This window comes from Streptosporangium sp. NPDC001681, assembly GCF_040298085.1.
GTDB lineage: Bacteria > Actinomycetota > Actinomycetes > Streptosporangiales > Streptosporangiaceae > Streptosporangium.
This window is the reverse complement of sequence record NZ_JBEOZN010000030.1, coordinates 1-21,082: the sequence shown is the minus strand read 5'-3', so window position 1 is coordinate 21,082 and position 21,082 is coordinate 1. Positions and strand designations below refer to the sequence as shown.

General features: G+C 69.8%; 20 protein-coding genes. 16 read left to right on the top strand and 4 right to left on the bottom strand.

Annotated elements, in window-relative coordinates; all coding sequences use genetic code 11:
* Positions 1–52: 52 nt before the first annotated feature.
* A complete protein-coding gene (locus ABT130_RS16240) occupies positions 53–568 on the top strand; it encodes a methyltransferase family protein (protein ID WP_350919924.1) in 516 nt (171 codons plus the stop codon).
* Between the two features lie 30 nt (positions 569–598).
* On the opposite strand, the gene ABT130_RS16235 is transcribed toward ABT130_RS16240, so the two are convergent.
* A complete protein-coding gene (locus ABT130_RS16235) occupies positions 599–1,585 on the bottom strand; it encodes a LuxR C-terminal-related transcriptional regulator (protein ID WP_350919923.1) in 987 nt (328 codons plus the stop codon).
* Between the two features lie 256 nt (positions 1,586–1,841).
* Here ABT130_RS16235 and ABT130_RS16230 point away from each other — a divergent pair, with 256 nt between their 5' ends.
* The 13 genes from ABT130_RS16230 (at position 1,842) to ABT130_RS16170 (ending at position 15,058) form a co-directional block, all read left to right on the top strand.
* Positions 1,842–2,210 (top strand): hypothetical protein, encoded by a 369-nt coding sequence (locus tag ABT130_RS16230; RefSeq protein WP_350956180.1) that lies wholly within the window; start codon positions 1,842–1,844, stop codon positions 2,208–2,210.
* A gap of 151 nt (positions 2,211–2,361) precedes the next feature.
* On the top strand, positions 2,362–2,523 hold the full coding sequence (locus tag ABT130_RS16225; RefSeq protein ID WP_350956178.1) for a hypothetical protein: 162 nt from the start codon (positions 2,362–2,364) through the stop codon (positions 2,521–2,523).
* Positions 2,524–2,589: 66 nt separating this feature from the next.
* Positions 2,590–3,888 carry a SidA/IucD/PvdA family monooxygenase gene (locus ABT130_RS16220; protein WP_350956176.1) on the top strand — a complete coding sequence of 433 codons (1,299 nt, stop codon included), beginning with the start codon at positions 2,590–2,592 and terminating at the stop codon, positions 3,886–3,888.
* Between the two features lie 40 nt (positions 3,889–3,928).
* The gene (locus ABT130_RS16215; RefSeq protein ID WP_350919912.1) at positions 3,929–4,294 is read left to right on the top strand and encodes a cupin domain-containing protein; all 366 of its coding nucleotides are present in this window, start codon (positions 3,929–3,931) and stop codon (positions 4,292–4,294) included.
* Positions 4,291–5,826 (top strand): class I tRNA ligase family protein, encoded by a 1,536-nt coding sequence (locus ABT130_RS16210; protein ID WP_350956175.1) that lies wholly within the window; start codon positions 4,291–4,293, stop codon positions 5,824–5,826. The genes ABT130_RS16215 and ABT130_RS16210 overlap by 4 nt, the downstream gene beginning before the upstream one ends.
* Positions 5,823–7,082 (top strand): ATP-grasp domain-containing protein, encoded by a 1,260-nt coding sequence (locus tag ABT130_RS16205; protein WP_350956173.1) that lies wholly within the window; start codon positions 5,823–5,825, stop codon positions 7,080–7,082. The genes ABT130_RS16210 and ABT130_RS16205 overlap by 4 nt, the downstream gene beginning before the upstream one ends.
* On the top strand, positions 7,079–7,927 hold the full coding sequence (gene ddaH / locus ABT130_RS16200; RefSeq protein WP_350956171.1) for a dimethylargininase: 849 nt from the start codon (positions 7,079–7,081) through the stop codon (positions 7,925–7,927). Before ABT130_RS16205 ends, ddaH begins: the two co-directional genes overlap by 4 nt.
* Positions 7,924–8,301, top strand: coding sequence for an avidin-fold protein (locus ABT130_RS16195; protein ID WP_350919901.1), 378 nt, complete (start codon positions 7,924–7,926; stop codon positions 8,299–8,301). The genes ddaH and ABT130_RS16195 overlap by 4 nt, the downstream gene beginning before the upstream one ends.
* On the top strand, positions 8,298–10,103 hold the full coding sequence (locus ABT130_RS16190; protein WP_350956169.1) for an ABC transporter substrate-binding protein: 1,806 nt from the start codon (positions 8,298–8,300) through the stop codon (positions 10,101–10,103). Before ABT130_RS16195 ends, ABT130_RS16190 begins: the two co-directional genes overlap by 4 nt.
* The gene (locus ABT130_RS16185) at positions 10,096–11,457 is read left to right on the top strand and encodes a cation:proton antiporter (protein ID WP_350956167.1); all 1,362 of its coding nucleotides are present in this window, start codon (positions 10,096–10,098) and stop codon (positions 11,455–11,457) included. The genes ABT130_RS16190 and ABT130_RS16185 overlap by 8 nt, the downstream gene beginning before the upstream one ends.
* Position 11,458: 1 nt before the next feature.
* Complete coding sequence (locus tag ABT130_RS16180) at positions 11,459–12,697, top strand: ATP-grasp domain-containing protein (RefSeq protein WP_350919892.1); 1,239 nt, start codon at positions 11,459–11,461, stop codon at positions 12,695–12,697.
* Entirely contained in the window at positions 12,694–13,998 is a 1,305-nt protein-coding gene (locus ABT130_RS16175) for an MFS transporter (protein ID WP_350956165.1), read from the top strand. Before ABT130_RS16180 ends, ABT130_RS16175 begins: the two co-directional genes overlap by 4 nt.
* A 13-nt stretch (positions 13,999–14,011) precedes the next feature.
* Positions 14,012–15,058 (top strand): FAD-dependent oxidoreductase, encoded by a 1,047-nt coding sequence (locus ABT130_RS16170; protein WP_350919886.1) that lies wholly within the window; start codon positions 14,012–14,014, stop codon positions 15,056–15,058.
* Positions 15,059–15,110: 52 nt separating this feature from the next.
* Here the strand turns inward: ABT130_RS16170 and ABT130_RS16165 are convergent, their stop codons facing one another.
* The 3 genes from ABT130_RS16165 to ABT130_RS16155 are packed head-to-tail and all read right to left on the bottom strand — an operon-like array spanning position 15,111 to position 17,034.
* Complete coding sequence (locus tag ABT130_RS16165; protein ID WP_350956163.1) at positions 15,111–15,797, bottom strand: hypothetical protein; 687 nt, start codon at positions 15,795–15,797, stop codon at positions 15,111–15,113.
* A gap of 23 nt (positions 15,798–15,820) precedes the next feature.
* Entirely contained in the window at positions 15,821–16,654 is an 834-nt protein-coding gene (locus ABT130_RS16160) for an AfsR/SARP family transcriptional regulator (protein ID WP_350919880.1), read from the bottom strand.
* A 41-nt stretch (positions 16,655–16,695) separates the two neighbouring features.
* Positions 16,696–17,034 (bottom strand): hydroxyisourate hydrolase, encoded by a 339-nt coding sequence (locus ABT130_RS16155; RefSeq protein ID WP_326641313.1) that lies wholly within the window; start codon positions 17,032–17,034, stop codon positions 16,696–16,698.
* Positions 17,035–17,288: 254 nt separating this feature from the next.
* On the opposite strand from ABT130_RS16155, the gene ABT130_RS16150 reads away from it, so the two are divergent.
* On the top strand, positions 17,289–17,441 hold the full coding sequence (locus ABT130_RS16150) for a hypothetical protein (protein ID WP_350919877.1): 153 nt from the start codon (positions 17,289–17,291) through the stop codon (positions 17,439–17,441).
* Between the two features lie 359 nt (positions 17,442–17,800).
* Complete coding sequence (locus ABT130_RS16145) at positions 17,801–20,890, top strand: AfsR/SARP family transcriptional regulator (protein ID WP_350919874.1); 3,090 nt, start codon at positions 17,801–17,803, stop codon at positions 20,888–20,890.
* Positions 20,891–21,082 lie beyond the last annotated feature (192 nt).

The window sequence follows — 21,082 nt, the reverse complement described above, 5'->3', positions numbered from 1 at the left end:
GTGCTGTCGATGGTGTTGTCGGCGGCCGGTCGTGACACGGGAGTGTGACGCTGTGCGCAGGACACCCGCGGCCCTCGGAAGCACGATCTTCTTCGCGCTGGCGCCGGGCACCGTGGCCGGGTTCGTACCCTGGTGGATCACCCGGTGGGAGACGGCGGACCCGATGCCGGCGGCGCCGTCCTGGGGCACGGTCTCGCTACGCCTCATCGGCGCGTCATTCGTCGTCGCCGGGGTCGTGGTGCTGGTCAGGGCATTCGTCGGGTTCGTAGTGGAGGGGCTGGGCACTCCCGCCCCGGTCGCACCGCCCGAGCGCCTGGTCATCGGAGGTCTGTACAGATACGTCAGGAATCCGATGTACGTGGCCGTCCTCGCGACGATCGGCGGGCAGGCGCTGCTCCTGGGCCGGCCCGTCCTGCTGCTGTACGGCGCCGTCACGGCCGCGGCCGTCGTCGCGTTCGTCCGCTGGTACGAGGAGCCGAGTCTGCGCCGCAGGTTCGGCACCGACTACGAGAGGTACCACGCGGCCGTGCCCGGCTGGTGGCCCCGTACGCGCGCCTATCACCCCTGATCCCCGGTCCGGCGAGAGGCGGAGCCGCCGTCACGGGCGGGGCAGCCACCCTCTGGTGGCCGCGAGGTAGCCGGCCTGGAAACGGCTGCGTGCTTCGAGCCGCTCCATCAGGTCGGCGGTGACACGACGCAGGGTGCGTACCGAGACGTCGAGCCTGCGGGCCACCGCCTCGTCGGTGAGTCCCGCGGAGAGCAGGCGGAGCACCTCGCGCTCCTGATGGCTGAGGCCCTTCTCGTCGCGTCTGCGCTCCGCACCGAGGGGGGTGGCGGCACCCCAGGTCTGCTCGAACAGCGCGACCAGGGCGGTGACGACGCCCGCGCCGCGGAGCAGGACCGCGCCGACGCCGCTGTCCTCGGGGTCCATCGGCAGCAGGGCCACCCGGCGGTCGAAGACGAGCATGCGGAGCGGAAGGCCGGGAGTGGTGCGCACCTGGCCGCCGCGGTCGGTGAGCCAGGCCGCGTACGCGCTGGTCGGCTGGTCGTTGCGGATGCTGTCGGTGTAGACGACGCGGATCGCCGCCCCCCGGTCGAGCAGCGCCTCGTCCAGGGGACGGCTCGCCGCGATGTTGTCCGGCGTCTGGGCGCTCTTCGGCTCGAACCCGAGCAACTCCTGCCGGCACTCGGCGACCTGCTCCTCGATCCTGGTGCGGATCGTGTCGATGCCGACGAGTGACTCGGAGTCCTCGCCGGAGCGCGCCGGGTTCTGGTCGGCGTAGGCCGCGATCATCTGGGCGACGGCCATCCGGCTCCGCTCGATCTCCTGCTGCTTGGCCAGCAGCGCGGCCTCCTCGCGGGCCAGCAGCGCGGCCAGCCCCACCTCCGGCCGGACCAGGCGCAGCACGTCCGGCTCCTCCCAGGAGGGGCGCAGGAGCGACAGCTTGGCCAGCTCGTCCAGCGTGTTGCGGATCTGATGGACCGGCCAGCCCAGCTCAAGGCTCAGTTCCATCACGCCGTAGGAGGGATTCTCCAGGATGGTTCGGTAGACGGTTTCCTCGGCGGACCCGATGCCAAGCAGCATGAGCACGACTCCTCCACGGTTCGAGCATGACCAAGACCCGATCTGCGGGCAGGACCCACGATGGTCTCAGCCTGAAACTAGCCAGGCGCAGTGACGACGGGGTTATGCGGCGGCCCCGGGGCACGTCGGGGGCCGGAACAGCGGGTGGCGGGAGAGCTGCTCCCGGGCCGGCCCGCGCTGGCATGACCCTGCCACGTTAGGGACCTGCCAGGGGAAATACCTGTTCTATTCGCCACATGCCGACCACTGTCGATTCATGTATCTCATCAACGTGCGCCTACGCGCCCCCGAGATCGAAGGCCGCCTGGCCCCACCCGGCGGCCGGATGTCCGCGCGCGAGATCCGACGTCTGCTCCTGGTGCTGGCGGAGCCCGAGGAGGGGCTCGAGCACGTCTACGGCGAGGAGCGCGCCGACGGCGTGGCCCTCGGCCTCTTCATTCGCAGACGCACCCTCGACGCCGCCGAGAGCGCGGCGGCCCGGCTCTGCGAGCGCTGTCTGGACGGTGTGCCCGAGCTCGCGGGCTGGTCGCTGCTGGGCTGCGGCACCGACCTCGCCCTCGCTCTCGCCCGTTTCGAGGCCCCCGGCGGCCAGGCCTGTCAGCGTCCTGCCATTGCAGCGCGCTGACAGCCCCGAGGCCTTCCGGAATACCCGGATATCAGCCAAGAATCGAAGTGTCAGAACAAAACGGGAAATGTCCGGTGAAAGTAAGCCGGAAGATCACCCGGAAAACAGTGAAAAGGGCGCCGATGATTACCGGCCGAAAGGAAGAAGAACGATGAATGCCGCGGTTTGTCCAGTCGCCCCCGTAATCGGCGTCCGCTCGCTCACCGCCATCCTCGCGACCGCCGTGGCGGCCGCGACCACGACCGGGAAGAAGGCCGGGGGCCCCGCGGCGGCCGCGGTCCTCATCCTGGCCGGTGGAGCCGGCTGGCAGTGAGCCGACCAGGAGAAACCCATTCGTAACGGGCATCCCGCCCGAGAAGTCGTCCGGGAGGCGACCACCGTGAAGCACCAGGAAGTCGAGTTACTCGCTCTCGGCGCAGGGCCGTCCAACCTCGCCCTCGCCGTGGCTCTCGAAGAGCTCGCTCCGGAACTGGCAACCAGAACGCTGATCATAGAGCAGCACGAGGACGTGACCTGGCAGCGGGGAATGCTGCTGCCCTGGACGCAGAGCCAGGTCTCCTTTCTCAAGGACCTGGTCACCCTGAGGAACCCGCAGAGCAGATTCTCCTTCGTGAACCACCTGCACTCGGTGGGAAGGCTCAATGAATTCGTCAATCTGGGCAGTTTCACCCCGTACAGAATGGAGATTTCGAATTACCTGATCTGGGTCGCGGAGTCGCTCGCCAAGGTGCGCATCGAGTACGGCCGGCGCTGTGTGGCGGCCAATCCGATCCTGTCCGGTGACGGCCGGGTCGAGCGCTGGATCGTCCGGCTCGCCGACGGCTCGACCATCGGCTGCCGCACCCTGGTGGTCGGCGCGGGCCGCGATGCGCACATCCCCGAGGTGTTCGAGACGCTTCCTCGCGAGCGGATCATCCACAGCACCGAGTACAGCAAGGGGATCGCCGGGCTCGACCACGACGCCCCGCACCGGGTCGCGGTCATCGGCGGCGCGCAGAGCGCGGCCGAGATGCTGTGGGCCACCCACCAGAGCATGCCCAACGCCGAGTGCACGATGATCATGCGCTCCATCGGCCTCAACGGCTACGAGAGCAGCAAGTTCACCAACGAACTCTTCTACCCCTCCTTCGTCGACGAGTTCTACGAATCGCGTCCCGATGCCCGCCGCCAGCTTCTCGCCGAGATGCACCGGACCAACTACGCGGGTCTCTCCCCGGGCCTGCTCGAAAGCCTCTACCGGCAGATCTACCTGGAGCGCCTCACCGGACAGGAGAGGATCCGGGTCATCACGATGGCCGAGATCTCCCAGGCCAGGATCGAGGGCGACGAGATCGTCCTCACCCTCACGGACAGGAAGAGCGGCCGTCACGACGAACTGCCCTGCGACGTCCTGCTGCTCGGCACCGGCTTCGACCGCCGGATGCCCTCGCTCGTCCGCGACCTGGCCACCAAGGCCGGCCTTGACGAGATCGATGTCGACCGTTTCTACAAGCTGACCCTGCCCGCCGGGTCGAGCGCCGCCTGTTACCTGCAGGGCGTCAACGAGGACACGCACGGCATCGCCGACTCCCTGCTCAGCACGCTGGCCAACCGGGCGGAGGAGATCGTCGGCGACATCCAGGAGAGCCAGGCCACCGCCGAGCTCCTGTCACCGTTCGCCCTGCCGGTCGCCTCCTGATCCCCCAGAGCCCCCCTGAAACCCACTGAGGAGAATCCCCGTGGACCTCCGTTCCTATGACCCTGCCCACCTGCGCCCGGACAACGGCCTGCTCGCCAAGAGGCTGCTGCCCTGGGAGACGCTGAACGCCCCGTTCGAGGGGGCCTGGTGCGTCATCGCGCCCGGCACCGCCTCGACCCGGCACGCCCACCACGAGTATGAGATCTTCATCGCGGTCTCCGGCGAGGCGGTCCTGGAGAGCGAGGGCGAGCGCGCTCCCTTCGCCGCCGGGGACGTCGCCTACTTCCCGCCCGGCACCGACCACCAGGTGGTCAACGACGGCACCGCCGACTTCGAGATGTACGGCATCTGGTGGGACCACGACCTCGCCCGCGCGTTCGAAGCCCGGCACCTGGAGGAGAAATGACGGGGACGATCGTCATCGCCGCCACCCCGACGCCGAACGGCGACCTGCACGTCGGCCACATGGCCGGCCCCTACATCGCCGGTGACGTCTACGCCCGCTACCTGCGGGCCGACGGTCGCCCCGTCAACTACAACACCTGCACCGACGACAGCCAGTCCTACATGATCTCGACCGCCCGCAAGCACGGCACCACGCCCGCCGAGCTGTGCGCGACCTCCACCGCGGCCATCCAGCGGTCGGTCGAGGCGATGGGCATCTCACTGGCCCCGCTGCCGCCCGTCGACGACGCCTACCGGCAGACCGTGCTCGACTTCGTCACCGCCCTGCACCGCCAGGGTCGCTTCGAACTCCGTACCGTGCGCATGCCGTACGCGGAGAACGCGGGAACCCACCTGTTCGACGGGCTGGTCAAGGGCGAGTGCCCGGCCTGCCTGACCGAGAGCTGCGGCGGGTCGTGCGAGGGCTGTGGCCACCCCAACCACTTCGACGACCTCGGCGACCCGCGCTCGGTGCTGGACCCCGACGACCCGGTGACCTCGCGCGAGGTCACCGTCCTGGTCCTGCCCATCGAGAACTACCGCCAGGAGCTCACCGCCTACTACGCCGCCCGGACGAGCACCTGGCGGGGGCACAGCAGGCAGCTCATCCGCGAGATCCTGGCCCGGCCGCTCCCGGAGATCCCGATCACGGTGCCGTCACCGGGGTGGGGCATCGAGGCGCCGTTCGCCGAGACCCCCGGGCAGATCCTCTATCCGTGGGTCGAGGCGATGCCCGCCTCGATCTACAGCACCTGGAAGGCGGCCGGCGGGCCCGAGGGCCCCGTCGACAGCGCCTGGCGTGCCGAGAGCGGCAACCACCTGGTCTACTTCCACGGCTTCGACAACGTCTACTTCTGGGGCATGGTCGACCTGGTCATGCTGCTGGCCCACGGCGACCGCTACATCACCCCGGACGCCAACGTCTGCAACGAGTTCTACGAGCTGGAGAACGAGAAGTTCTCCACCAGCCGTAACCACCTGATCCGCGGCGCCGATCTGGTCGCCGAGGTGCCGCGCGACCTCGTCCGGTTCTACCTCGCACTCACCTGCCCCGAGGACCAGCGGGCCAACTTCACCAGGGAGGGACTCGACAAGGTCACCGGCAGGCGGCTGCGCGAGCCGTGGAACGCGCTTGCCGACCGTCTCGACAGCCTTGTCACGGACCCGGGGGAGGAGCTCAAGGTCACCGCCGCCGGCCGGCGCCGGGCCGCGGTGATCGTCGAGAGGTTCAGGCTCTGCTACGACCTCACCTCCTTCAGCCTGACCAGGGCGGCGGACGGCATCGTCACCCAGCTCGGCAGGTTGCTGACCGCCGAGCGTGACGAGACCGGTGACCTGCTGATGGAGGTACGCGCCTTCCTGGCCTGCGCCGCGCCCATCCTGATCGACGTAGCGGCCGAGGCCGAGGCGGCGGGCGTCGAGCTCACCCTCGACACCTCCGCCGAGACGATCGACGCCTTCTCACTACCGCGACTGCCCGGGAGTCCCCGATGAAACTCCTCGCCCTTGAAGCCAGACAGAACGCCACCTACTACCAGTCCCGCTACCAGCAGGTTCAGGACTTCGGTGCCGAGCTCTACGTGCTCAACGGCATCGGCACCCCGGACTTCTGGCCCAAGGACCGCTACCGCGTCGCGGGTTCCCAGCGCATCGACGACCTCATCACCGAGGCCAAGAACTGGCACGAGCAGGAGCGCTTCGACGGGATCATCACCTTCTCCGAGTCGGCCGTGACCACGGTCGCGGCGGTCGCGGAGGCGCTCGGCCTGCCGGGCGTGGGCGTCGAGGCGGCCAGGACCAGCCGTAACAAGCTGCTGATGCGCGAGGCGCACCACAGGTACGGCGCCCCGCATCCGGACTTCCGCTTCGTCACCGACCTGGAGGAGGCGCTCGGAGCCGCGGACGACTTCGGCTACCCGGTCATCCTCAAGCCCACGCTGGGCGCCGCGAGCAACTTCGTGTTCAAGGTCGACGACAGCGAGGAGATGGCCGAGCTGTTCCCACAGGCCCTTGAGGGCATCGAGGGGATGTCGTGGTTCGAGATGGAGGCGCACGGCCTCGACCTCGGCCCGCACGGCCTGCTGATCGAGTCGTTCCTGGACGGCGAGGAGTTCCTCATCGAGGCCGTGGCCTGGGACGACGAGGTCTACCTCGGCTCCATCGTGGACCGGATCACCGTCGAGGGCGGCACCTTCGACGACGACGTGCACCACGCGCCGACCTCGCTCACCACCGAGCAGGTGGCCGCGGTCCATCGCGTGGTCAGGGCCGGCGCGCACGCCCAGGGGCTGCGGCGCAGCGTGCTGCACGCCGAGGTCCGCTTCCACCGGGGCGAACCGTACCTGCTGGAGATCGCGATCCGGCCCGGCGGCGGGGGACTGGATCTCATCGCCGGGATCACCGCCACGCACAACCCGATCCGCGCGGTCATGGACGTGGCGCGGGGTGCCACGCCGAGAGTGCGTCACTACCGGCCGACCGGCGTCCACGTCACCGCGATGTGCCTGCTCTGCGACGCCGGCCAGATCGCCTCGATCGAGGTGCCGGCCGAGGTCGCCGAGTCCGACCGGGTCTTCTTCCTCAAGGTCACCGCCAGGCCCGGGGACGTCATCCGGCGCCCGCCGGAGGGCAACAGCATCCTCGGCTTCCTCGGCACCACCGGCACCTCCCTGGAGGACGCGAGGGAGACGATGCTCGACTACGCATCCAAGATCAACGTCACTTTCATCCAGGAAGGAGAACTGACATGACACAGCTGGCAGCCGAGGCGCCGCAGCGGACCCGGCGTGTGGCGCGCACCCGCCGCTACCTGATGTGCCCGCCCACCCACTTCGACGTCGTCTACTCCATCAACCCCTGGATGAACCCGGACAAGCCGGTCGACGGCGCGCTGGCCAGGCTCCAGTGGGACGGTCTGCTCCGCGCCTTCCTGGCGCTGGGCCACCAGGTGGAGTTCATCGAGCCGCTGCCCGGCTACCCCGACATGGTGTTTGCCGCCAACGGCGCGACGGTCATCAACGGAAAGGTGCTGTCGGCCCGCTTCCGGTACGAGGAGCGGGCCGCGGAGGGCCCCGCCTACCTGGAGTGGTTCCGCGCCAGAGGCTACGAGACCCGCGAGGCGGTCCACGTCAACGAGGGCGAGGGCGACTACCTGCACGCCGGCAGGTACCTGCTGGCCGGAACCGGGTTCCGCACCGACATCCGCTCGCACCGCGAGGCGGAGCGGTTCTTCGGGATGCCCGTGGCGGGGCTGCGCCTGGTGGACCCGCACTTCTACCACCTCGACACCGCGCTGGCCGTGCTCGACCACGACCAGATCATGTACTACCCGGGAGCCTTCTCCAAGGAGAGCCAGGGCGTCCTGCGCGTCCTGTACCCCGACGCGATCATCGCCACCGAGGCCGACGCCGAGGTGTTCGGGCTGAACGCCGTCTCCGACGGCCGCCACGTCCTGATGCCGCCCTCGGCCACCCACCTGATGGACGAGCTGCGCGAGCGCGGCTACGAGCCCATCGGCGTCGAGCTCTCCGAGCTGCTGAAGTCCGGTGGCAGCGCCAAGTGCTGCACCCTCGAACTCAGGGCGGGCCGGTCATGATCGACTACGACGGGCGCCGCTTCACCACCGGCGGCGTCCCCCCCACCGAGAAGCACCCGATCGCCCTGTACCGCCAGGACGGGGACCTGCTGTGGGGCGAGTTCTCCGGCGGGCACGCCCGCCGGGGGACCCTCACCGGGCTCTGCGCCCCCGACGGCACCCTCGACTTCGCCTACACCATGGTCCTCGACAACGGCGCCGTCGTGTCGGGCCACTGCCGCAGCACCCCCGAACTGCTCCCCGACGGCCGCGTGCTGCTCCACGAGACGTGGGAGCGCTACGGCGCCCACGCGGACAGCGGCGTGTCCCTGCTCGAGGAGATCGACCCGAAGACGTTCGCACAGAACCACCAGACGACGGAGAGCCGGACATGACCCTGAACACCATCGCCCGCCCGAACCTGGAGAAGCCCGTCAAGGGCGGCACCGTGACCTGGGCCTGCGCGCCGGGATTCCCCCCGTCCATCATCTTCCCCTTCACCCCGCCCGAGCGCTTCGGCACCCGCAACCTGCTCGAGTTCCAGATCCTGATGTACCGGCCGCTCTACTTCTTCGGCACGCACGGCACCCCCGAGGTCGACTACGACCTCAGCATCGGCGAGCCGCCGCAGTGGAGTGAGGACGGCCTGACCGTCACCGTCACCGTCAAGCCCTGGAAGTGGTCCAACGGCGAGACGATCTGCGCGGACAACGTGCTGTTCTGGGTGAACATGATGGCGGTCAAGGGCGAGCGCTACGGCGAGTACGTCCCCGGCTGCTTCCCCGACAACCTGGTCTCCTACGGCAAGCTCGCCGAGGACAAGGTCTACTTCACCTTCGACAAGGTCTACTCCAAGCGCTGGGTGCTGATGAACCAGCTCAGCACCATCACCCCGATGCCCAAGGCGTGGGACCGCACCGCCGAAGGACCTTCCGACGCCTCCTACAGCCTGGAGAACGTGGCCGCGGTCTACGACTTCCTGATGGGCGAGAACGGCGGCGTCATCGAGGAGGACAACTCCGACCGGGTGCACTGGGCGACGAGCCCGGTGTGGAGCGTGGTCAGCGGCCCGTGGCGGCTGAAGAGCTACACCATGGAGGGCGTCGTCACCTTCGTCCCCAACGAGCACTACTCGGGGCCGAACAAGGCGCACCTGGACGAGTTCCGGCAGGTCCCCTTCATGTCCGACGGGGAGGAGTACCAGAAACTGCTGGAGGGGCCGGACGGACCCGACGGCATCCAGGTCGGTTACCTGCCGCTGAGCTTCAGCGCCGAGCCGACGGACGACCCCACCAAGGGCGGCCCCAACCCGCTGGGCGAGAACTACACGCTGGTCCCGCAGGCGGCCTTCTGCATCCGCTACATCCCGCTCAACTACAACAACCCGACGGTCGCCGGCAAGATGCTCGCCCAGACCTACATCAGGCAGGCGATGCAGCACGCCCTCGACCAGGACCGGGCGGCCCGCGACATCTACCACGGCTACGCCTACCGGCAGGACGGCCCGGTGCCCCGCTACCCGGTGAGCGACCTGGTCTCGCCCACCCTGCAGGGCGCGCCGATCCTGCCCTTCGACCCCGACCGGGCCCGCGAGCTGCTGGAGGCCAACGGCTGGGACACCAGCGTGACGCCCGCCGTCTGCGTCAACCCCGGAGAAGGGCCCGGCCAGGCCGGGGCGGGCATCCCCGGCGGTACCAAACTCAGCTTCTCCCTCAGGTACGCCGAGGGCCGGCCCGCGCTCACCCGGCTGATGGAGCAGTTCCGCGACGACGCCGTCAAGGCCGGCATCGAGCTGCGCCTCCAGGAGGTCTACGGCTCGGTCCTGGTGGCCGAGGACGCCCCCTGCGTCGCCGGACCCGACAGCCCCTGCCTGTGGGAGCTGAGCACCTGGGGCGGCGGCTGGGTGTACCACTACCCGAGCGGCGAGATCCTGTTCCGGACCGACGCCGGCGGCAACTTCGGCCACTACACCGACCCCAAGGCCGACGAGCTCATCGACCGCACCCTGACCAGCGACGACCCGGCCGCGCTCTACGAGTACCAGGACTACATCGCCGAGCAGGTCCCGGTCATCTTCATCCCGAACTTCTCGCTGCGGCTGTTCGAGGTGGCCAACAACCTCCGGGGCTTCGAGCCGATCAACCCCTTCGGGATGATCAGCCCGGAGAACTGGTACTACGTCGAGAACGGTGGCTGATTCCATGACCCTCGCCGCGGCACCCATCGCCGTCATCCCCGCGCAGAACCTCATGATCCTGCTGCTGCAACTCGGGCTGCTCCTCGGCCTGGCCACCGTCCTGGGCCGCCTCTCCGTCAGATTCGGGCTGCCCGCCCTGCTCGGTGAGCTCAGCGCGGGCATCCTGATCGGGCCCTCGCTGCTCGCCAACGTCGCCCCCGACTTCTCCGCCTGGCTGCTCCCCACCGACCCGGCCAGATTCCACATGATCGACGCAGTCGGACAGCTCGGCGTCCTGCTGCTGGTGGGCCTGACCGGCATGCACCTCGACCTCGGCTTCATCCGCCGCCAGGGCAGGACCGCCGCCTGGATCAGCGGTATGGGACTGATCATCCCGCTGGTCCTCGGCGTCGGGATCGGCTTCCTGGCCCCCGCCGAGATGATCGCCGAGGGCGTCGACCACACGGTCTTCGCGCTCTTCCTCGGCGTCGCGCTCTGCGTCAGCGCCATCCCCGTCATCGCCAAGGTGCTGATGGAGATGCGCCTGCTCCACCGCGACATCGGCCAGCTCATCCTGAGCAGCGCGGTCGTCGACGACGTGGTCGGCTGGCTGCTGCTCTCGGTGGTCTCCGCGCTCGCCACCGCCGGGGCACGCACCGGGCAGGCCGCGCTGACCGCGATCGCGCTGCTCGCCGCGCTCGTGCTGGTGGCCGTCCTGCTCGGCCGCCGGGTGGTCGCCAGGGTGCTGCGCGCCGCCGACCGGGGCGGGAGCGCCACCACCATCGCCGCGGTGGCGATCATGATCCTGCTCTCGGCCGCGGCCACCCAGGCGATGGGGTTCGAGGCCATCCTCGGCGCCTTCATCTGCGGCGCGCTCGTCGGCTCCTCGCCGGACCTGAAGGTCGCCAGACTGGCCCCCCTGCAGACGCTCGTCGCCGCGGTGCTGGCACCGATCTTCTTCGCCACGGCGGGCCTGCGGATGGACCTGACCGAGCTGGCCAAGCCGCCCGTACTGGTGGCGGGGATCGTGGTGCTGACCGTCGCCATCGCCGCCAAGTTCGCCGGCGCCTACCTCGGGGCGCGCATCGCCAGGCGCACCCGCTGGGAGGCCCTCGCCCTCGGCGCGGGTCTCAACTCCCGCGGCGTGATCGAAGTGATCATCGCGATGGTCGGTCTCCGCCTGGGCGTGCTCACCACCGCGTCCTACACGGTCATCGTCCTGGTCGCGGTCGTGACCTCGATGATGGCGCCGCCCCTGCTCCGCTACGCGGCCTCCCGGATCGCCCCCACCGAGGACGAGTCCGTCCGCGAGGAGTTCTTCGACACACTGCAGGGCTCCGACCGGGAGCTCGTGACCACCGCCAAGGAGGCGTGAGATGACCACCGACACCAGGCCGCTGATCCTGGTGGTCTCGACGGGAATGCGGCACTACCGCGAGTACCTGCTGCGCTCCATCGCCACCGAATACCGCATTCACCTCCTGGTGACCGCCGAACCCGGCTGGGAACAGGAGTACGTCACCGGCTGGACCGTGGTCGCCGACACGACCGACGGCCCCGCGATGGCAGGCGTCGCACTGGAGCTGGCCGCCCGCGAACCCGTGCACGGGGTGCTCTGCTGGGACGAGGCCAGGATCCTGGCCGCCTCGTACGTCTCCGAGGCCCTCGGCCTGCCCGGCGGCGACCCCGAGATGGTGCGCCGCTGCCGCGACAAGCACCGCACCCGTGTCGCGCTCGACGCACTCGGCGTGCCGCAGCCCAGGTCGCTGGCCGTCGCCACGCTGGAAGAGGCCCTGCGGGCCGCGGAGGAGGTCGGCTATCCGGCCATCCTCAAGCCGCGCGGCCTCGGCGGCAGCCTGGGTGTGATCAGGGTCGAGGACCCCTCGGAGCTGGCGGAGCGGTTCGCCTTCGTCCGGGAGCTGACGGTCCCCGACGGGGCGACCTACGAGATTCCCGTCCTGGTCGAGGAGTTCGCCGACGGCCCCGAGGTCAGCGTGGACGCCGTCGTCCAGGGCGGCGTGGTGACCCCGCTCTTCCTCGGCAGGAAGGTCCTGGGCTACGAGCCGTACTGCGAGGAGGTGGGTCACTTCGTCGACGCCCAGGACGCGCTCCTGCAGGACCCGGAGTTCTGCCGCGTCCTGCAGGACACGCACACCGCTCTCGGGTTCACCGACGGGTTCACCCACACCGAGATCAAGCTCTCCTCCAGGGGACTGCGCGTCATCGAGGTGAACGCCCGCCTGGGCGGGGACATGATCCCCTACCTCGGGCTACTCACCACCGGGATCAACCCCGGCCTGGCCGCCGCCGCGGTGGCCTGCGGCCGCACCCCCGCACTCGCCCCCGAGCGCAAGCTCGTGGGCGGGGTGCGCTTCTTCTACGTCGCCGAGGACGACACCACGATCGAGTCGATCGAGTTCGACGAGACCGGCCTGCCCCCGGAGATCGACAGGGCGGTCCCGGTGGTCGCCCCCGGGGCGACCGTCTCACCACCGCCCAAGGGCACCCTGTGGGGGCGTATCGCCTACGCCACCGCGCTGTCAGAGACCGTCGACGAATGCCGGGCGGCGCTGGACGCCGCCGAGGCCTGCCTGAAGGTGAGGGCAACAGCGTGACCGCCGTTATCGAGAACGAGAAGAACATGCCTCCTGAGCCCCCGGCCAAGCCGGACGACGGGGTGTTCGTCACCCTGCGGGAGACCCCGCGCGCCGTCAAGGCGCTGCTCTTCGGCGGCTTCATCAGCAGGCTCGCCGCGTTCATCCAGATCTACCTGGTGCTCTTCCTGACCGACCGGGGCTTCTCCGCCACCCAGGCCGGGCTGGCGCTGGGCGTGTACGGAGCCGGTGCGGTGGTGGGCTCGTTCGCCGGCGGATCGCTGTCCGACCGTCTCGGTGCCCGGACGGTCACGCTGATCAGCATGGCCGGCTCAGCGGCCCTGATCGTGTCCATCCTCTACGCCCCGACCTACACGCTGCTGCTCGCCGCGGTCTTCCTGGTCAGTACGGTCGGCCAGTTCTACCGGCCGGCGGCCCAGACCATGCTGACCGAGCTGACGCCGAGGCACCGGGTCGTGATGATCACGGCGATGTACCGGCTCGGCCTGAACCTCGGCATGACCGCCGCCCCGCTGATCGGCGCCGCGCTGCTGTCCGTCTCCTACAACGCGCTCTTCTGGGGCGAGGCCGCCGCGGCGCTGATCTTCGGCGTCACTGTGATGTTCGCACTGCCCAAGCGCGCCGCGCACGCCGCGTACGTGGCGAAGGAGCAGGAGGCGGTGGCGGCGGAGGCGGACCCGGCGACGCGGGGCCGCTCCGGCTACCTCGCGGTGTTCGCCGACTGGCGCTACAGCGTCTACCTGCTCGCGATGCTGCTCACCTCCATCGTCTACTGCCAGTACACGGCCACCCTGCCGCTGGACATCTCCGCCGCCGGGATCAGCCTGTGGTGGTACGGCGCGGCCGTCTCGCTGAACGGCTTCATCGTCATCACCTGCGAGCTGGCGATGACGAAGGTCGTGCAGAAGTGGCCGATCCGGCTGACCGCGCTGCTCGGCCTCGGCCTGGTCTCGGTCGGCTACGCGATCTACGCGATATCCCCGCTCCCGATCTGGTTCATGATCGGCACCCTGGTCTGGACGCTCTCGGAGATCATCGGCGGGCCCACCACGTTCGCCTACCCCGCCCTGGCCGGCCCCGAACGGCTCCGCGGCCGCTACATCGGCGCCATGCAGAGCGTCTTCGGGCTCGGCACCGCGATCGGGCCGGTGATCGGAACCCTGGTGTGGTTCCAGGTCGGACGCTCGGTGTGGCTGTGGGCGGCCCTGGTCTCCGCGATCGCGACCGTGGCGGGCCTGATCGGCATGCGTGACCCGCACAAGGCCGACGAGTCGCGGCCCGCGACCGCCTCGGCGACATGAACGGAGGGATGAGATGCTCAGAATCGCTGTTGTGGGCGGTGGGATCGCGGGGGCCATGCTGGCCTGGCGGCTGTGCGAGGTCATCAGGGGCAGCGCCGTCCACCTGTACACCGGAGAGCCGCACAGGCGGGCCGACGCCAGCTCCGCCTCAGGCGGCCTGACCAGGGCGTTCGAACCGGATCCCGCACTCTGCCTGGAGGCCGCCGACAGCCTGGCCGAGCTCCAGTCGAGTCCGGAGCTGCGCCAGTGGGCCTCCTACCGGGAGACCGGCTCGGTGTACCTGCTCCCCGGTCTGGGGCCGGGCACCGAGGGCCTGGTGGAACTGGTGCGCAGCCGTCTGCCCGGCTCGATCTCCCTGATCGGCGGCGAGGAGCTCAGCAGCCGCGGCACGTTCCGCGAGCTGCCCGAGGGAAGCGTGGCCGTCGTCGAGAAACGCGCCGGCTACCTCTCCCCGAACGGCTTCCGCGACCGGCTCCTGGTCGAACTCGCCCGGTCGGGCGCGTTCGTCACCGACGGGCAGGTCGACGGGATCACCGCGGAGGCCGAGGTTCGCCCCGCAGAGGGCAGCCCGGCCAGGTTCGACGCCGTTGTGGTGGCGGCGGGGGCCTGGACTCAGGACCTGCTCGCCCGCACCGGCCTGTCGGACGCGGGACTGCGCACCAAGGTGATCCAGTACGTGCTCGGGCCCGCGGCCGGGAGGAACCCCGGCGCGTTCGTCGACGACACGTCCGGCCTGTACGGCAGGACGTACGCGGAGGGAAGGATCCTGCTCGGGCTGCCCACCGACAGATGGGACATCACCCCTGGAACCGTGCCGATCGACCCCGCCCTCACCAGCAGGATCCTGGACGTCGCCGAGTCCAGGATCGGGTACCGCCCGCCAGGTGGGGGGGTCAGGGCCGTCACCGCGGTCGAGTGCTACCACCCCACGGGCGGGCTGTCGCTGCGCCCCCTGGCGAAGGGCGTCTACACCTTCACCGGGGGCAGCGGCGGCGCGGGCAAGACGGTGCTCGCCGCGAGCCGCACGGCCGCGCGAAGCCTGGTCAGGTCACTGCGCTGACCATGGGAAGAGGGCCTGGCCGGGGCGCGGTGAACGTCACCGCGACACCCGGTCAGGTCGTCGCGGTGAACACCAGATAGCAGTAGTCGTCCAGCATCTTCGCCAGCGGCCGGCCAGGGCGGCCCAGCCGCACCGCCAAGGCCTCCTCGCCGAGACCGGCCTCCGAAAGGAGGCGCCGCGCCCACTGGCGGCCCAGCCGCAGGTGCGCGCGGTAGGCGTCGGCCGTACGGGCACCGTGCAGGGCGTCGGCGATGGCGGCGTCCCAGGGCATCAGCGCTCGCGGGCGCAGGGCGTGCAGCATCTTGGTCGCCGCGGTCGGCCCCAGCGAGCGGGGTCTGGACCCGGGGGCCGCCCGCATCGCCGCGAGGTCCGCGTAGCACTCGCCCACCGCGTCGATCTCGGCGTCGCCCAGCTGGGCGAGTGCGACGTCCCGGCCGGGAAGGCGATCCCGCCAGCGCTCCCACCAGGCGCCGGTCTCCGCACAGAAGACGTCCGGCTCGCCCTCGCGCGGGTAGCGCAGCCGGCACCCCCAGGCGTTCAACCAGGTCAGCAGTGCCCGGCGATGGGCCGCGAGCGCCGGATCGACCCACGGCCCGGTCGCCAGCAGCAGCCGTTCCCAGGACCGCTCGGCCGCGGTGTAGCCGGCGAACTCGCCGACCGCCGCGCGCAGGCGCTCCAGGTCGGGCCCCCCGTCCGTGACGGAGCCTCCCGGGCCGGGAACGGCGGAACGCGATCCCATCTCCCACGACGGAGTCGTCATGGTCACCGTCCGGTCAACGGCGGCCGGCTCCGGCCCCGCATCAGCGCGGCCAGCAGCCGCTCGGTGCGCTCGTTCGGCTCCACCCCGAGGTCGGTGCGGAGCCGGTGACGGCACACCTCGTACCAGCTCAGGACGCGGCCGAGCTCGTCGAGCTCGCCGTGCATCATCATCAGGGTCTGGTAGGTGGCCTCGTGGTGGGGGTCGACGTCGAGGGTCCGGCGGCACCAGTGCATCGCGGCCGGCCAGTCCTCTCGTTCCAGCGACTCGCTGCGCAGCGCGGACAGCGCGCGCAGGGCGGTCCCGCGCATCCACTGCCGCTGCTCGTTGATCCAGCCGCCGGTCTCGCCGGTGAGGAAGTCACCGATGTAGAGGTCGGCGGTGCGCTGGAACCACGCGATCGCGGTGTCGTGGTCCTTGGCGACCCAGGCGTCCCGGCCCCGGTCGAAGGCGCGCTGGAACTCCTCGATGTCCACCCACGCGCTGTTCGTCCGCAGCAGGTAGCCGTGGTTCTGGTGGAGCAGGGTGAAACCGTCCCTGTCCTCGAACTCGTTGAGCACCCGGCGTACGCCGTGCACGGCCACCTTGAGCGAACTGGAGTGGTGGTCCGCTCTTTCCGGCCACAGCACCTCGTGCAGCCGGTCCCGGTGGACGAACCGATCACGGTTGACCAGCAGGTACTGGAACAGGGCCCGGGCCTTGCCGGCGCGCCAGTGTGACACGGCCTGCCCGTCGACCTCCAGACGGAAGTTGCTCAGGCAGCGGGCGACGACCGAGGGCGTGCCCTCGTCGGCTCCGGGGTTGTGGGGGCCAGGTACCGCCAATTGTTGAACAGGCATGTTCGCTTCCCTCAGGAGAACGGACTCCGCCGCTCGCGGAGTCAACCGCGGACGCCGAAATACGTCGTGTACGAGTGCGGTGCCAGCACGACCTGGATGTGATAGGGCATGCACTCGTCGTGCATTCTGAACATCACCGTGACCTCCGGATAGGAGGTGGTCATGCCAAGCCCGGCGAAATAGTGGTCGGTGGCGAGGACGAGACGATAGAGCCCGCGCTCCATGAATTCGTCCATCCATTCTTTTACGTTTCCCTCGATGTCGGTCTCTCCCTCGGAGACCTGCTGCCAGTCCGCGCCCACGGCTCGCTCCAGGCGAGCTCGGACACCGGCCGCGGATCGGCCGTAGACGCCGTCAAGTGCCTGCGTGGCGATGCTCATGGTGAGGATACCCATCTTCTGGTCGGGGCCGCGTGACCCGTATCACGCGACCTCGGTCCCATCAGGTTCCACCGGAGCGTTATCCGTCCGCTTTCGGCCCGCTATCCATCGGCTACCGCTCCCTATCTTTCGCCGGCGAATGGGGCGGATGCCGGATCAGAAGAGATCGGATAAAGGCTGGATAGGGGGGCTGCCTACGTTTTGAAGCAGACAGGCGAACAGCAGCCAGAAAGACACGACAAGAGGTGCAGAAAATGCGGAAATTCGCTAGCTCCAACGCTCTCCGGTCCATCGTCGCCGCCGCCGCCATCCTGGGGTGCCTCGGCCTCACCGCCGTCCTCCCCGCGGTCGCCGCCGGCGGGTCCCCGGAGACCGTGGTGCTCGCCAGCAACACCCCCTGGGGCTGAACTGCACCCCCCCGCCCGGTGGTCACCGGCGGCGGGGATCCGCCGGAGCGGTCGGAGCCGTCCAAGGCCCGGCCGCTTCTTCGCGTCTCAAACCCACCCGTTAGTCGCAAGTCAGGTCAGACCTTAACAAACCCCCCTGGTTCTCCACCCGGCGACGTTGTATGATCCCGGGCAGACAGCGGTTCATACACATAAAATCACCCGTCGTGATCACTGGGTTATGTGTTCAGGGTTATGGACGGTTGGGATTCGGTATATTTTCCCTGGGTTTAAGTTAATGGTCAGGTGCCTGACGTCTCTCTTACGCAAAACCATGCGGTGATTTCCTGGACAGGCCGCGACTCTGTAAGGAGATTCGGGTGGAGTATCGGATCCTCGGTCCTCTGGAAGTCGTGGCCGGTTCCCAGCGCCTGGATCTGGGGGCACCCCGGCAACAGGTGGTTCTCGCCTGCCTTCTGCTGGAGGCCAATCGCATGGTCACCATCGGGCGACTGACCGACGCGATCTACGGCGACGACCTTCCCAGTACCTCGCGCGCGCAGGTGCAGATCTGCATTTCCTCACTCCGGCGATTATTCGCCGCCCACGGCAACCTCGACGTCATCGCGACCCATTCCCAGGGATACACCCTGCGGGTCACCGAGGGGCAGCTCGACTCCCAGAACTTCGAGAACCTGCTGAGCCAGGCCCGCCAGGCCCGCGAGAACCGCAACCCGGAGGAGGCGGTCAGACACTACCGGGACGCGCTCGCCCTCTGGCGGGGCCCCGCCCTCGACGGCCAGGAGAGCCGGCTCGTGCAGGCGGCGGTCAGCAGGCTGACCGAGCGCCGGATCAACGCCAACGAGGACTGCGTCGATCTGGAGCTGGAACTCGGCAGGCACCACGAGCTGGTCGGCGAGCTCAGCGAGCTTGTCGAGGAACATCCGCTCAGGGAGCGGCTACGCGGCCAGTTGATGCTCGCGCTCTACCGCTCCGGGCGCCAGGCGGAGGCGTTGACGGTCTACCGCCGCGCCCGCCAGACGATGATCGACGAGTTGGGCATCGAGCCCAACGAGAGCCTGCAGCAACTCGAGTACGCGATCCTCACCTCCGACGAGAGCCTTGACCCGCCGGAGCGGCAGCAGCAACAACCGCAGCAGCTCCAGCGTCACGGGGAGACGAACGAGGTGCCGGTCGCGCACCGGACCGTGCCCCGGCTGCTTCCCACCGACATCGCGGACTTCACCGGCCGGATCAAACTGGTCGAGGCCATCCGCAGGCAGCTCACGTTCGCCGCGGAGGACCGGCAGCGACTCGCCGTGCCCATCATCGCCGTGGTCGGCAAGCCGGGGATCGGCAAGTCCACGATCGCGGTGCACGTCTCGCACAGCGTCGCCGGCCGCTACGAGGACGGCCAGCTCTTCGCCGACCTGCACGGAGGGGAGTCACGCCCGCTCGGTTCCGGGCAGGTGCTCGAACGCTTCCTGCGGGCGCTGGGCGTGCCGGGCACCGCCATCCCCGACGGGGTGGACGAGCGGGCGGAGATGTACCGCGCGCTGCTCGCCGGACGCAGGATGCTGATCGTCCTGGACGACGCCAGGAGCGAGAGCCAGGTGCTGCCCCTGCTTCCCGGCAATCCCGAGGCCGCGGTGATAATCACCAGCAGGACCCGGCTGGCCGGCCTGCCCGGTGCCGCCCACCTCGACGTGGACCTCTTCGACTCGCGGCAGTCGGTCGACCTGCTCTCCCGTATCGCGGGCGTCGAACGGGTACAGGCCGAGCACGAGGCGGCGGCCCGGCTGGCGGACCTCTGCGGTCACCTCCCGCTGGCGCTGCGCATCGCGGGCGCCAGGCTCGCGGCCCGCCCGCACTGGACGATCGACCAGCTGGTGGGCCGGCTCGAAGACGAGACCCGCAGGCTCGACGAGCTCAAGCACGGGGACCTGGGCATCAGGGCGAGCATCTCCCTGACCTACGAAAGCGTCAGCGAGGACGCGCGGAGGCTGTTCAGGCGCCTGGCCATCCTGGAGTTCCGGCACTTCTCCGGCTGGGTCGCCGCCGCGCTGCTCGACAGCGACCCCGCGGACGCCCAGGACCTGCTCGACGACCTGGCCGACACCCAGCTGATCGAGGCGACGGACACCGGGTACGGCGTGCACGGCCAGTACCGCTTCCACGACCTGATCCGCGTCTTCGCCCGCGAGCGCCTCGCCACCGAGGAGGCGGTCGCCGACCGCAAGGCCGCGCTGGAGAGGGTGCTCGGCGGACTGCTCTTCCTGACCGGGGAGGCGCACCGCCGCGAGTACGGCGGCGACTACGTGCAGGTGCACAGCGACGCCCCGCGCTGGTCGCTGCCCGACCGGCTGGTCGAGAAGCTGGTCATGGCCCCCCTGCCCTGGTACGAGCGCGAGCGGCTGACGCTGGTCGCGGGGATCCGCCAGGCGGCGCAGGCCGGGTTCGTCGAGCTCTGCTGGGATCTCGCGATCAGCGCCGTGACCCTGTTCGAGTCGAGGATCTACTTCGACGACTGGCGGGAGACCCACGAGGTCGCGCTGGCCGCCGCCCGGCGGGCGGGGGACCGCAGGGGGCAGGCGGCGATGCTCTACTCGATCGGCTCGCTCTACATCGCCGAGCAGCGGTTCGGAGACGCGCGCCGCGACTTCGAGGCGGCCGCGGAACTGTTCGAGGAGGCGGGCGACGACCTCGGCGTGGCCCTCGTCATCCGCAACATCGCCTTCCTGGACCGGATCAGCGGCCGACTCGACGACGCCGTGGAACGCTACGAACGCGCGCTGACGATCTTCCGCAGGACCGATGACCAGGTCGCCTCCGCCTACGTGCTGCACAGCGTGGCCCAGATCAGACTGGACTGCGAGGACCTCGACGCGGCCAAGCGACTGCTGAGCGAGGCGCTGGAACTCAGCAGGGTCGGCGGCAGCCGGCGCGTGGAGGCACAGGTCCTGCACCGGCTGGGCGAGACCTACCTCCGCTCGGGAGAGCTGCCGTCGGCGGCCGAGGTCTTCGAGCGGACGCTCACCACGGTACGCAACATCGGGGACCCGACCGGAGAGGCCTACGCCCTGCACGGCCTGGGCATCGCGCGGCTGCGCCAGGGCGACTTCGCCGAGGCCGACCTCACGCTCCAGCGCGCTCTGGAACTGGCGAGCACCATGGGAGAGAAACTGGCCGAGGCGCGGGTCGTGCTCGGCCTCGGCGAGCTGGCGCTGGCCACCGACCAGACCGAACAGGCCATCGGCCGCTTCCACCAGGCCCTCGGCCTGTTTCACAAGATCGACGCGCCGTTCCACGTGGTCCGCGTCCTGGTCATGCTCAGCGAGGCGTACTCGGCCGTCGGCGAGACCGAGGCGGCGCTGAGCGTCTCGGAGGAGGCGCTCGAACTGGCCGACACGATGCCACCCGCGATCGCCGCCCAAATCCGTACCCAGCTGGCGGATCCTCCCGCCACCTGACCTCGGCCGTGCCCGGCGAGAGGCGACGGAGACGGCGCGGCCGCGCTCCCTGAACGGGGCGCGGACGTGTGGTGCGGCGGGTCGGTCGCCGGCCCCGGTCGGGTGGCCGTTGTCGTTGTGGGCTGGTGCGGACGGTCAGCGGTGGCCTTCATGTGATGTCGCCCGGCGGCCGGTCGTCTGCCCTGGCAGGAC